Below are 12,613 nucleotides of genomic sequence, written 5' to 3' on the forward strand. Positions count from 1 at the left end.
CGTAATCTGGCAATCATGAAACAGTGCACGCACGCCGACGCGCTGCCCCACCCCGAACCCGTCCCTCTCAGCGAGACGTGTCCGGAGTGCCTGCGGGACGGCACCCACCCGGTGCAACTGCGGCTGTGCCTGACGTGCGGCCACGTCGGCTGCTGCGACTCCTCGCCCAGCCGGCACGCGGCCGAGCATCACAAGGAGTCCGGTCACCCGGTGATGCGGACCTTCGAACCCGGCGAGAGCTGGCGCTGGTGCTTCGTCGACCATGTCCTCGTATGAGGAGACCATGCCATGTATGGACCCTCCTGGTACGACCCGTCCTCCCGTGAACTTCTGAGGCGGTGCGACCGTTGAACTCATGAGACGTCCTGGTCGTCCGGCGGGTACGGTTCGACCATCTGACGCCTGGGTACGTCAACCCGGCGCGCCCTCTTCCCATTTGGGCCGACGGACCTCTAGACACGCAGCGTGTTCACAGCTTTACTGTGAGTGACGCCAGGGGGTTGGGGTCCCGGGGACGGGAAACTTGAGAGCGCGATAGCGTCACCGCTGCACCACACACGCGTTACCCCGGGGGGCGACCCTCGGCCCCGAAAAGCTTGTACCACCTTGGAGGTGAGGGTGTCCCAGATCGCAGGCGAGCCCGCGACCCAGGACTTCGTGGAAGTCCGGCTGCCGGCTGCGGGTGCCTACCTGTCGGTGCTGCGGACGGCCACGGCCGGCCTCGCGGCCCGTTTGGACTTCACCCTGGACGAGATCGAGGACCTGCGCATCGCGGTGGACGAGGCCTGCGCGATCCTGCTCCAGCAGGCCGTGCCCGGCTCGGTACTCAGTTGCGTGTTCCGACTCGTCGACGACTCGCTGGAAGTCACCGTCTCCGCGCCGACCACGGACGGACACGCCCCCTCACGGGACACCTTCGCCTGGACCGTCCTGTCCGCCCTCGCGGGCAAGGTGTCCTCCGCCGTCGACGAGGACAAGACCGTGACGATCAGCCTCTACAAACAGCGCGGCGCGGGACCCGGGCCGGCGTGAGGAACGGGGACGGGCCGGTGCGGGACGAAGAGCGCGGCACACGGGAGCTGCCGGCCGAGAACGCCGACATTCCAGTCTCTCCGGACGGTTCCCGACGCATGGCGGACGGTATCGACGGCATTCCCGAGCAGGCCCGGCCGCATCCGGAGGGCGACTCGGCCTCCGCGCAGGCGGGTCTGCCGGAAGGCGCCGTGCAGGGCTCGCCTCGGGAGAGGCGGATCGGGGGCTCGCCCCCAGGCCGAGCAGAGGCGAGGGCTCGACAGAGGGCGACGGGCGGGACAATGAGCGAGCACCAGCGAGACGGCGAACAGAGCGTGCCGGGCACGCGGCACGAACCGCCGGCAACCCCCGCGCCGGGGGACCGCAGCGGAGCACGGGCGATGTTCGTCGAGCTGCGCAAGCTCGAGAGCACCAGTGCCGAGTACGCGGAGATGCGCAACCAACTGGTCCGCATGCATCTGCCGCTCGTCGAGCACCTCGCGCGGCGCTTCCGCAACCGCGGCGAGCCGCTGGACGACCTCACCCAGGTCGCCACCATCGGCCTGATCAAGTCGGTCGACCGCTTCGACCCGGAGCGCGGCGTGGAGTTCTCCACGTACGCGACCCCGACGGTCGTCGGCGAGATCAAGCGGCACTTCCGTGACAAGGGCTGGGCGGTGCGGGTGCCGCGCAGGCTCCAGGAGCTGCGCCTGGCGCTGACCACGGCGACGGCCGAGCTGTCGCAGCAGCACGGCCGCTCCCCCACGGTCCACGAGCTCGCCGAGAAGCTGGCGATCTCGGAGGAGGAGGTCCTGGAGGGCCTGGAGTCGGCCAACGCCTACTCCACGCTCTCGCTGGACGTGCCCGACACCGACGACGAGTCGCCGGCGGTCGCGGACACCCTCGGCGCGGAGGACGAGGCGCTGGAGGGCGTCGAGTACCGGGAGTCCCTCAAGCCGCTTCTGGAGGACCTGCCGCCACGCGAGAAGCGGATCCTGCTGCTGCGGTTCTTCGGCAACATGACCCAGTCGCAGATCGCGCAGGAGGTCGGCATCTCACAGATGCACGTCTCGCGCCTGCTGGCCCGCACGCTGGCCCAGCTGCGGGAGAAACTGCTCGTCGAGGAATAGCGGAGCAGGGGTACGGCGCACGACAGGAACGGCGGAGCAGCGGTGGACAGCGGCTACTCCGATGCGCGGCCGGGCCCCCGGATGCCGAGGGCCCGGGTCGTCTCTCCGTTGACGAGCAGGACGAGCGACGCGACGGCGACGGCCGCGAGCGCGATGCCCGCCGGGATCGCCATGCTGTCGGCCTGCAGCAGGTTGTAGGCCACCGGCAGCGCCATGATCTGGGTGATGACGGCGGGTCCCCGGCTCCAGCTGCGCAGGCCCAGCAGCCCGCGCGCGGCGAGCAGCGGCAGCAGCGCGAGCACGATCAGCGTGACCCCGCCGGTCACGGCCTGCTGACGGTCGTCCGGGTCGCCGCCGATCCCCAGGGCGAGCATCCACACCCCGCCGACGACCAGCGCCAGCCCCTCCAGGGCGACGAGCGCGGCCGCGTACGTCAGCCGGCGCGGGCGGGAGTCTGCGGTTTCCGGGGCGGCGGGGGTCTGGTCACTGCTCACCCCTGAAGGGTAGCCCGCACCCCGGATCGGGCCCCGGGCCGCCCGCGCGCGCGGGGCCCGATCCGGGGTGCGGGCCCCGCGCGCGCGGGGCCGCGGCGCTCGTGTCGAGGCTCACTCCGTGATCTCTTACCCGATCCCCACCTCGGCCTGTGCCCGGTACCACCCAGTAGGTACGCTGCAACTCATGCGTGCACTTCTCGTGGTCAATCCGGCGGCAACCACTACCAGTGCACGGACGCGCGACGTCCTCATCCACGCGCTCGCGAGCGAGATGAAGCTCGATGCGGTCACCACCGAGTACCGCGGGCACGCGCGCGACCTGGGCCGGCAGGCGGCGGACAGCGGAAACGTCGACCTGGTCGTGGCCCTCGGCGGCGACGGCACGGTCAACGAGGTCGTCAACGGTCTTCTGCACGCCGGCCCCGATCCGGAGAACCTGCCCGGCCTCGCCGTGGTCCCCGGCGGCTCCACCAACGTCTTCGCCCGTGCCCTCGATCTGCCCAACGACCCGGTGGAGGCCACGGGCGCGCTGCTGGACGCCCTGCGTGAGGACCGGGAGCGCACGGTCGGGCTCGGCCTGGCCGCGGGTACGCCGGGCACGGAGGACGAGGCGGTGCCCTCGCGCTGGTTCACGTTCAACGCCGGGCTGGGCTTCGACGCCGGGGTGGTGGGCCGGGTGGAGCAGCAGCGCGAGCGCGGCAGGAGATCCACCCACGCTCTTTACATCCGTCAGGCCGTGCGCCAGTTGTTGGGTGAGTCACAGCGCCGGCACGGGACGATCACCCTGGAGCGGCCGGGAGCGGATCCGGTGACCGATTTGGTGCTGTCCATAGTCTGCAACACGGCTCCGTGGACCTATCTGGGCAATCGCCCGGTGTACGCGTCGCCTAAGGCCTCGTTCGATACAGGGCTCGACGTACTCGGTCTCAGCCGTCTGTCCACGGCCTCGGTTGCCCGATATGGCACCCAGTTGCTCACTTCGTCCCCCGAGCGGGGACCGCACGGCAAGCATGCGGTCTCACTGCACGATCTGGACCGGTTCACCTTGCATTCGAAGGTCCCTCTGCCCCTTCAGATGGACGGTGACCACCTGGGGCTGCGAACAAGCGTGACGTTCACAGGCGTACGCCGTGCACTGCGTGTGATTGTGTGAGCAGAAAGGGCTGAACTCCTTTCACTCGAACGTTTAGGCCAGGATCCACCCCATGGAAGTACGGCTGTGACCTAGTCGACACCGAGGAATCAAAAAAAACTTTCCGGTAGGGGTTGTATCCGCCGCTGAGGTTTGCGAGTCTCTACGTGGCGATCGGGACAGCCCGCAACACCGGCATCCACTGATCACCGGAACCCCTCTTCACACACAAGGACCACGCCAGGAAGCTGGCTGGTGGCCCTTCACTTGTTGAGGGATTCGTGAAAGCGTTCACATTCACAAGCAACCCGCACGTAATACCAAGGAGAGGTAGCAGCCATGGACTGGCGTCACAACGCCGTTTGCCGCGAGGAAGACCCCGAGCTCTTCTTCCCCATCGGCAACACCGGTCCTGCGCTGCTGCAGATCGAGGAAGCCAAGGCCGTCTGCCGTCGCTGCCCGGTTATGGAGCAGTGTCTGCAGTGGGCGCTCGAGTCCGGCCAGGACTCCGGCGTCTGGGGTGGCCTCAGCGAGGACGAGCGTCGCGCCATGAAGCGCCGCGCCGCCCGCAACCGGGCCCGCCAGGCAACCGCCTGACAACACCCGCCCCGCAAGCCTGAGCTTGGCGGCGCGTACAGCGAGTACGCATCTCCCGCCCCCGAGCCGCAGCGCGCAGTACCCCCGATGCGCAGCACACGCTGGCAACGAGCATTCGAGCCCCGGACCCCTGAACGGTCCGGGGCTTCTTGCTGTGCGCCCGCGCCGTCCGCCACCCGCTACTTCCGCACGCTCACCGGGATGTCGAGAATCACCTGCGTGCCGCGCTCCGGCGCCGGGACCATGTCGAAGGTTCCGCCCAACTCGCCCTCCACCAGCGTCCGTACGATCTGGAGGCCGAGGTTGCCGGAGGTGTGCGGGTCGAAGCCCTCGGGCAGGCCGACGCCGTCGTCCTGGACGGTGACCAGGAGGCGGCCCTCCTTCGTGGTGCCGCCGCGGATCGCGGAGACCTCGACCGTCCCGGTGTCACCCTCGCCGAAGCCGTGCTCGAAGGCGTTCTGGAGGATCTCGGTGAGGACCATGGACAGCGGGGTGGCGACCTCGGCGTCCAGGATGCCGAAACGTCCGCCGCGCCGGCCGGCGACCTTGCCCGGGGAGATCTCCGCGACCATCGCCAGCACGCGGTCGGCGATCTCGTCGAACTCCACCCGCTCGTCCAGGTTCTGAGACAGCGTCTCATGCACGATGGCGATCGAGCCGACCCGGCGGACCGCCTCCTCCAGGGCCTCCCGGCCGCGCTCGGACTCGATGCGCCGGGCCTGGAGCCGCAACAGGGCCGCCACCGTCTGGAGGTTGTTCTTCACCCGGTGGTGGATCTCCCGGATGGTTGCGTCCTTGGTGATCAACTCGCGCTCACGGCGGCGCAGTTCGGTGACGTCGCGGAGCAGCACGAGCGCGCCGATGCGGGTGCCCTTGGGCTTGAGCGGGATCGCCCGGAACTGGATGACCCCGTCCCTGGCCTCCATCTCGAACTCGCGGGGCGCCCAGCCGCTGGCGACCTTGGCGAGCGCCTCGTCCACCGGACCCCTGGTCGGGGCGAGTTCGGCGGTGATCAGGCCGAGGTGCTGGCCGACCAGGTCGGAGGCCAGGCCCATGCGGTGATAGGCCGAGAGCGCGTTCGGGGAGGCGTACTGGACGATTCCGTCGCCGTCCACCCGGATCAGGCCGTCGCCGACACGCGGGGCCGCGTCCATGTCCATCTGCTGGTTGGGGAACGGGAAGGAGCCCGCCGCGATCATCTGCGCGAGGTCGGAGGCGCTCTGGAGGTAGGTGAGCTCCAGACGGCTCGGGGTGCGCACGGTGAGCAGGTTGGTGTTGCGGGCGATGACCCCGAGGACCCGGCCCTCCCGCCGTACGGGGATCGACTCGACCCGGACGGGGACCTCCTCGCGCCACTCCGGGTCGCCCTCGCGCACGATCCGGCCCTCGTCCAGGGCGGCGTCGAGGAGGGGCCTGCGGCCGCGCGGGACGAGGTGGCCGACCATGTCGTCCTGGTACGAGGTGGGGCCCGTGTTGGGCCGCATCTGGGCGACGGAGACATAACGGGTGCCGTCGCGGGTGGGGACCCACAGGACCAGGTCGGCGAAGGAGAGGTCGGAGAGCAGCTGCCACTCCGAGACCAGCAGGTGGAGCCACTCGAGGTCGGAGTCGTCGAGTGCGGTGTGCTGGCGTACGAGTTCGTTCATGGAGGGCACGTCTGCGAGCGTACCCGTGGGGCTGGGCGTGGCCTAAACCCGCCGACGGTGCGCGATCGGCGCGGGGGGCCCGGAAACACCCGCGGGCCGCGGCGCCTGAGAGGGACCCTCAGCCCTCCCGGCACCGCAGCCCGGAGCAATATCGGCCGCGGGGTGTGCGGTCCCGTCGACCGAAGGGTGAGGAGCCGGGGCAGTCAGGGCAGAGAGCTCCGGGTCCTCGGTCCGCCTTCCTGTGCGGGGAAGACGGAAGTTCTGTGACTCGTCCTTGCCATTGTGGACTAGACCACTAGGGGTGTCCATGCGTGGAAGGTTGTTCGTTGTTGTGGGTATGCGGACGCTCTGACATCCATAACGCAGCCTAGCCTGTGCGGGTTCCCGTGCGGGCCGGATGCGCGGGGCATTTTCCTCGATCCACTCCGGATCCGACCGCCCCACGCCTTGACGCACCCGAAGACGGACGTGGCCGACTCTGTTAGATTGACTCCATAGATTGGTCTAAACCACATAGCCCTTCCGGGTCCCCCGAGCCCCTCTCAGAACGGCAGGCCAGCGTGGAAGTTGTCATCGTTGCGGACGCCCGGTCGGGCGGCGAGCTGATCGCCGAGGCCATGGCGAAGCTCCTGCGGCGCAAGCCGGACGCGCTGCTCGGCGTGGCCACCGGCTCCACCCCGCTGCCCATCTACCAGGCGCTGGCGGCCGAGGTGCGTTCCGGCGCCGTGGACACCACGCGGGCCCGGATCGCCCAGCTCGACGAGTACGTGGGTCTGCCCGCCGAGCACCCCGAGTCCTACCGTTCGGTGCTGCGGCGGGAGGTGCTCGAGCCGCTGGGCATCGGCATGGAGGCGTTCCTCGGCCCGGACGGCACGGCGACGGACGTGCAGGCCGCGTGCGAGGCCTACGACCGCGCGCTGGCCGCGGCCGGCGGGGTGGACCTGCAGCTGCTCGGGATCGGCACCGACGGACACATCGGGTTCAACGAACCGTGTTCCTCCCTGGCCTCGCGCACCCGGATCAAGACGTTGACCGAGCAGACCCGGGTGGACAACGCGAGGTTCTTCGACGGGGACATCGAGCAGGTGCCGCATCACGTCATCACCCAGGGGATCGGGACGATCCTGGAGGCGCGGCACCTGGTGCTGCTCGCCACCGGGGAGGGCAAGGCGGACGCCGTCGCGGCCACCGTCGAGGGTCCGGTCGCCGCGGTGTGCCCGGCCTCCGCGCTCCAGCTGCACCCGCACGCGACGGTCGTCGTCGACGAGGCCGCCGCGTCCAAGTTGAAGCTCGCGGAGTACTTCCGGCACACGTTCGCCAACAAGCCGGAGTGGCAGGGCGTCTGAGGGAGCCACCTCGTACGACGACGAAGGCGCCGGGCTCCTGATCAGGAGCCCGGCGCCTTCGTCGTCGGAGCGTTCAGGCGTGCGGGCCGGCCGCGATGACCTCCGCCGCCGCGCGGCCGCAGACCCGGGCCGCGCCGTGGGTGGCGATGTGCAGGGCGCCCCGGGGCGGGGCCTGGGGGACGCCCATCTCCACGACGACCGTGTCCGGGCGGGCCGCCAGGAGCGTGCCGAGCGCCGCCGCCATCCAGGGGTGCCGGTGCTCGTCGCGGACCACGGCGACGATCCGCCGCTCCCCCGCCGCCACCAGCGCCGCGTGTCCCGCGTCGGCGCCCGCGAAGCTGTCCGTCTCCGTCCCCGGCAGCAGCCTGACCAGCTCCGCCGCCACGCCCCAGGGGGTCTCGTCACCGACGGCGAAGTTCGCGACCGGGGTGAGGGCCGCGACGTACGGCGGGTCGGTGAGCGGGGTGAAGACGGCCTCGCCGGTGAGGCGCAGCGCCCGACGGGCGGCGATCAGCCCGACGTCGGCGCGCACGGCGCTCCGGCCGGCCTGCCCCGCTCCGTCGCCGGTGCCGACGGCGGCCGTGCGCCCCGGAGCCGTCCAGCGGGCGAGTTCCCGTACCCGTTCCGCAGCGTCCGCGAGGCGTTGCTCGGGGAGTTCGCCCGTGCGGACGGCGGTGATCAGGGCGTCGCGCAGGCGGCGTACCGTCTCGTCGTCCGCCAGGCCGCCGCCCACGCAGATGGCGTCGGCGCCGGCCGCGATGGCGAGGACGCTGCCGCGTTCGATGCCGTAGGTCGCGGCGACGGCCTGCATCTCCATGCCGTCGGTGACGATCAGGCCGTCGTAGCCGAGTTCCTCGCGCAGCAGCGTGGTCAGGATGCGAGGGGACAACGTTGCCGGACGGGCCGGGTCCAGGGCGGGGACCAGGATGTGCGCGCTCATCACCGCGCGGGTGCCGGCGGCGATGGCGGCGCGGAACGGGGCCAGTTCGCGCTCGGCCAGGACCGCCGGGTCGGCGTCGATGCGCGGGAGCGCGTGGTGGGAGTCGACGGCTGTGTCGCCGTGCCCCGGGAAGTGCTTGGTGCAGGCCGCCACACCCGCCGACTGGAGGCCGGTGACGTAGGCGGCGGTGTGCCGGGCGACCAGGGCTGGGTCGGCGCCGAAGGAGCGGACCCCGATGACCGGGTTCGCGGGGTTGGAGTTCACGTCGGCGGAGGGGGCCCAGTTGAGGTTGACGCCGCACTCCGCGAGGCGTCGGCCCAGCTCCGCGGCGACCTCCAGGGTGAGCGCGACGTCGTCCACCGCGCCCAGCGCGTGGTTGCCGGGGAAGCTGGAGCCGGTGCGCACCTCCAGGCGCGTGACGTCTCCGCCCTCCTCGTCGATCGCGACCAGGACGTCGTCCCGCTCCGCCCGCAGCTGGGCCGTCAGCGAGGCGAGTTGCCCGGGCGAGGCGATGTTCCGGCCGAACAGACCCACCGATGCCAGTCCTTCGCCCAGACGGCGCAGCAGCCAGTCGGGGGCGGTGGTGCCGGGGAATCCGGGTTGCAGGACCGTCAGGGCGTCACGGGTGAGAGTGTCGGTGCCGCTGGCGATTGTCGTCATCGGGGGCGTTATCCCTTCACGGCGCCCGCGGTCAGCCCCGCGGCCATCTTGCGCTGGACGAGGAGGAACAGGGCGACGATCGGTAGGGCCATCATCGTGGCGCCGGCCATCATCGGGGCGTACTCGGTGCCGTGCTTGGTGGAGAAGTTGCTGAGCCACACGGTGGCCGTCTGGTTCTTCTGGCTGAGCAGCATCAGGGCGTAGAGGTACTCGTTCCAGGCCTGGATGAAGCCGTAGACCGAGGTGGCGACCATGCCGGGGGCCAGCAGCGGGAAGACCACGCGGATGAAGGCCCCGGTGCGGGAGCAGCCGTCGACCATCGCGGCCTCCTCCAGCTCCTTCGGGATGTTGACGATGAAGCCGCGCAGCGTCCACACCGTGAAGGGGAGGATGAAGGTCAGGTACGTGAGGATCAGGCCGGAGAGCTTGTCGTACTGGCCCAGGTCGTTCAGGAGCAGGAAGACCGGGATGATCATGGCGACGAGCGGGACCATCTGGACGGCCAGGATGCCCACGATCACGATCTTGCGGCCGCGGAAGGCGAAGCGGGAGATGGCCAGGGCGGCCAGCAGGCCGACGACGACGCCGATCGCGACGACCGCCAGGGAGACGAGCAGGCTGCGGCCCACCGGACCCCAGAAGTCGGCGATGTGCAGCGCGCGGCTGAAGTTGTCGAGGGTGATTCCCGTCGGCAGCAGGCTCGGGTCGGGGTCGATCGCGTCCTTGGCCGGCTTGAACGCCGTGTTGAGCATCCAGTAGACGGGGAATCCCGCGACGGCGAAGACGAGCAGGCCGAGGAGGTTCCAGCCGAACTTCGACTTGCGGCGCCCGGACCGGCTTCCCGCCCGGCTCGCCTCGGAGGCAATGGCGCTCATTCGACCTCTCCGATCTTCAGCATCTGGCGCATGTAGACGGCGACCACCCCGAGCAGCAGCAGCACGGTGATCAGGGCGATCGCCGAACCCTGTCCGTAGTCGTTGACGACGAAGGCGCGGTCGTAGGAGTACGTCGTCAGGATCTGGAACTCGGCTTCCGGGTGTCCGTTGCGCATGACGAAGACCTGGGGGAAGACGCCCATGTCCCAGATGACCGACAGGGTCGTGAGCATCACGATGATCGGCTTGAGGATGGGCAGGGTGACGTACCGGAAGACGCCCCAGGCGCCCGCGCCGTCGAGGCGGGCGGCCTCCTCCAGTTCGGCCGGGACCTGGGTGAGGCCGGCGCTGAGGGTGATGACCACGAAGGGCACGGCTCCCCAGACCACGAGGAGCATGATGACCGCGAGTCCCTGCGGTCCGCTGGCGAACCAGTTGTGGCCGATCAGCTCGACGCCCGGCAGCCTGCTCAGGACCGCGTTGAGGATGCCGTAGTCGGCGTCGAACAGCCACTTGAAGACGGTGGTGGCGACGATGACCGGCATGCCCCAGCTCGCCACGAGCGCGATGTTGACGAGGGTCTTCACCCAGCCGGAGACCCGCTGGAGCAGCAGCGCGATCAACATGCCGATGACCATCGTGAAGATCACGCAGCCGGCCGCGAAGAAGATCGTGCGGACGACGACCTGCCAGAACTCGCCGTCGCCCAGTACGCCCGTGAAGTTGTCGAACCCGACGGACTCGGCCGGCTGGAAGCCCCACAGCTGGGACTGTCCGAACTTCTGGAAGGAGAGGGTGACCAGGCGGATCAGCGGATAGCCCATGACCAGGGCGAGGACCAGCAGGCAGGGGGCGAGGAGCAGCCAGGGGGTCGCGGCCCCGCCGGAACTGCGGCCGCCGCGTGGTCTCTTCGCGCCGGGTTCGCCCGCGGGCGGTGGTGGTGGCGACTGCCGCGTCGGCGGCACTTTGGCAGTGGTCGTGTCTGCGGCACTCATCCGCGCGCTCCTCAGCGGTCCCTCGGGTCGTACGAAGGCGAGCCCCGTACGGGTCGTACGGGAGGCAGGGCCCCGCCCCGATGAAGCCCTCCGGGGTCTGCGGGGCCCTGCCCTCAGGTCACTTGTTGTTGATGACCTTGTCGATCGCGGCGTCCGCGTCCTTCGCGGCGGCCTCGACCGTCTTCTTGCCGGTGCCGATGCTCTGGAGCATGGTCTGGAGCACCTGGGCCTTCTCGACCTGGCCCCAGCCGGGAGCCATCGGGACGAACCAGTTGGACTCGGCGGCGGTGGCCGGGACCGCGGTGGCCGGATCGCTCTTGAGGGTCGCGAGGTCGGTCTTGTTGTTGGGCAGGTTGCCCTTGGCGATCAGGCCCTTCTGGCCGGCCGGGCCGGTGAACGCGTTGATCCACTCGGCGGCGAGGGCCTGCGCGTCCGACTTCACCGGGACGGCGAGGTCGGAGCCGCCCAGGAAGACGGGAAGGTTCTTGCCGGACGGGCCGGGCATCACGAAGTTCTCGACGTTGCCGGCGAGCTTGCCGGTCTTGTCGTTCTCCTTCGCCGCGGCGGTCGCGCCCTCCCAGGCGGGGGCGAAGATCATGCCGGACTTGCCCTGGCCGTACACGATGTAACGGTCGGACTCGTCCTTGGTCTTGTCACCGTGCATGTACTTGTCGACGACGGTCTTGAACTCGTTGAGACCCTTGACGGACTCGGGCGAGGAGAGGTTGGCCTTCCACTGGCCGCCGTCCTCCTTGGCGATCGAGCCGCCGGCGTCGTAGACGAAGGACATGGCCGCGTACCAGTCGCGGGTGGGCTGGTACCAGGCGGAGAACTTGCCGCCCTCTTTCTTCTGGACCTTGTCCAGGGCGGCGGTCAGCTCGGCGTAGGTCTTCGGCGTCGACTTGACTCCCGCCGAGGCGAAGAGGTCCTTGCGCCAGTTGGCGACGCGGCCGCCGGCGTAGTACGGCACGCCGTAGGTCTTGCCGTCGTAGGTCACCGAGGCCTTGAGGCCGTCGAGCCAGGCGGAGGAGTTGTCGAACTTGGAGGTGTCGAGGGAGGCGAAGGCACCCTTGACCATGTAACCGAGCATCTCGGTGTTGCCCATCTCGACGACGTCGGGGGCCTTGTCGGTGGCGAGGACCGCGTCGAGCTTGGCGTTCTTGTCCGGCCAGCCGTAGTACTCGTGGTTGATCTTGACGCCGGGGTGCGCCTTCTGTACCGCCGCGTCGGCTGCCTTCACCAGCTCCGGCCAGTTGTTCTGCGCGTCGACGGTGAGCCAGACGGTCAGCTCCTTGGCGTCGGTGCCCTTCGAGTCCCCACTGCCGCTGTCGTCCCCGCACGCCGCGATGGAGACCATCATGCCCGCGATACCGATCGCGGCTATCAGCTTGCGCTTCACGCCATCCTCCTCAGGGATGCCACAGACCCCCCTGCCTCCCCTTCGCGGTCGAGCGTCAACGCGTACCGTCCGTGGGGCCAGGACCTGGACCATTGGTGTAGACCAGTAGGGGGAGCTTGGCTCAGACCAATAGGGCTGTCAAGGGTGTTAAAGCACGCTTGAGTCGTCCGTTACGGGACCGCGATATGCAGGGACTTTTCAATTTCTGGGCGCCAGTTCGGGGTCTCGCGCGCGGGTATACCAATCGCGCGGGCGCGCATCACGGAGTGTCATGTTGGACTAGACCAACGCGGGTCCCGACGGTATACAGAGGAGGTCACGGCACGTGCGAGGTCACCCACGGGGGACACTCCACACACCGAGCCGTGCCACGATGTGAGCCGCGGCC

At 69.7% G+C, this 12,613-nt stretch carries 12 protein-coding genes; 6 read left to right on the forward strand and 6 right to left on the reverse strand.

From position 1 onward, the window contains the following. The first annotated feature begins 15 nt into the window (after positions 1-15). The 3 genes from ACIPFH_RS08775 to ACIPFH_RS08785 all read left to right on the forward strand — a co-directional run bounded on the left by ACIPFH_RS08775 (position 16) and on the right by ACIPFH_RS08785 (position 2,141). Positions 16-276 carry a UBP-type zinc finger domain-containing protein gene (locus ACIPFH_RS08775; protein ID WP_401824445.1) on the forward strand — a complete coding sequence of 87 codons (261 nt, stop codon included), beginning with the start codon at positions 16-18 and terminating at the stop codon, positions 274-276. A gap of 342 nt (positions 277-618) precedes the next feature. Further along, positions 619-1,032: an anti-sigma regulatory factor gene (locus tag ACIPFH_RS08780; RefSeq protein ID WP_020130755.1), complete on the forward strand. Its 414-nt coding sequence runs from the start codon at positions 619-621 to the stop codon at positions 1,030-1,032. Positions 1,033-1,049: 17 nt separating this feature from the next. Beyond that, positions 1,050-2,141: an RNA polymerase sigma factor SigF gene (locus ACIPFH_RS08785; RefSeq protein WP_401824447.1), complete on the forward strand. Its 1,092-nt coding sequence runs from the start codon at positions 1,050-1,052 to the stop codon at positions 2,139-2,141. A 53-nt stretch (positions 2,142-2,194) separates the two neighbouring features. On the opposite strand, the gene ACIPFH_RS08790 is transcribed toward ACIPFH_RS08785, so the two are convergent. Continuing rightward, a complete protein-coding gene (locus ACIPFH_RS08790) occupies positions 2,195-2,635 on the reverse strand; it encodes a hypothetical protein (RefSeq protein WP_401824449.1) in 441 nt (146 codons plus the stop codon). Between the two features lie 184 nt (positions 2,636-2,819). Between ACIPFH_RS08790 and ACIPFH_RS08795 the strand changes: the two genes are divergently transcribed. Together ACIPFH_RS08795 and ACIPFH_RS08800 are read left to right on the forward strand one after the other, a co-directional pair. Beyond that, the gene (locus tag ACIPFH_RS08795; protein ID WP_401824450.1) at positions 2,820-3,788 is read left to right on the forward strand and encodes a diacylglycerol/lipid kinase family protein; all 969 of its coding nucleotides are present in this window, start codon (positions 2,820-2,822) and stop codon (positions 3,786-3,788) included. A gap of 318 nt (positions 3,789-4,106) precedes the next feature. Continuing rightward, on the forward strand, positions 4,107-4,364 hold the full coding sequence (locus ACIPFH_RS08800) for a WhiB family transcriptional regulator (protein WP_006380970.1): 258 nt from the start codon (positions 4,107-4,109) through the stop codon (positions 4,362-4,364). 179 nt (positions 4,365-4,543) lie between these two features. Here the strand turns inward: ACIPFH_RS08800 and ACIPFH_RS08805 are convergent, their stop codons facing one another. Continuing rightward, positions 4,544-6,010, reverse strand: coding sequence for a PAS domain-containing sensor histidine kinase (locus tag ACIPFH_RS08805; protein ID WP_356258342.1), 1,467 nt, complete (start codon positions 6,008-6,010; stop codon positions 4,544-4,546). 560 nt (positions 6,011-6,570) lie between these two features. Between ACIPFH_RS08805 and nagB the strand changes: the two genes are divergently transcribed. Continuing rightward, complete coding sequence (gene nagB, locus ACIPFH_RS08810) at positions 6,571-7,356, forward strand: glucosamine-6-phosphate deaminase (RefSeq protein ID WP_359122994.1); 786 nt, start codon at positions 6,571-6,573, stop codon at positions 7,354-7,356. Positions 7,357-7,429: 73 nt separating this feature from the next. On the opposite strand, the gene ACIPFH_RS08815 is transcribed toward nagB, so the two are convergent. The 4 genes from ACIPFH_RS08815 to ACIPFH_RS08830 form a co-directional block, all read right to left on the reverse strand. Beyond that, positions 7,430-8,956 (reverse strand): glycoside hydrolase family 3 protein, encoded by a 1,527-nt coding sequence (locus tag ACIPFH_RS08815; protein ID WP_401824452.1) that lies wholly within the window; start codon positions 8,954-8,956, stop codon positions 7,430-7,432. Positions 8,957-8,964: 8 nt separating this feature from the next. After that, positions 8,965-9,831, reverse strand: a complete 867-nt coding sequence (locus ACIPFH_RS08820; RefSeq protein ID WP_401824453.1) for a carbohydrate ABC transporter permease — start codon at positions 9,829-9,831, stop codon at positions 8,965-8,967. Next, the gene (locus ACIPFH_RS08825; protein ID WP_401824455.1) at positions 9,828-10,826 is read right to left on the reverse strand and encodes a carbohydrate ABC transporter permease; all 999 of its coding nucleotides are present in this window, start codon (positions 10,824-10,826) and stop codon (positions 9,828-9,830) included. Before ACIPFH_RS08825 ends, ACIPFH_RS08820 begins: the two co-directional genes overlap by 4 nt. 118 nt (positions 10,827-10,944) lie before the next feature. Continuing rightward, positions 10,945-12,225 carry an extracellular solute-binding protein gene (locus ACIPFH_RS08830; protein ID WP_401824457.1) on the reverse strand — a complete coding sequence of 427 codons (1,281 nt, stop codon included), beginning with the start codon at positions 12,223-12,225 and terminating at the stop codon, positions 10,945-10,947. Positions 12,226-12,613 lie beyond the last annotated feature (388 nt).

Origin of the sequence: Streptomyces sp. NPDC088157, assembly GCF_044741545.1 — a bacterium.
GTDB lineage: Bacteria > Actinomycetota > Actinomycetes > Streptomycetales > Streptomycetaceae > Streptomyces.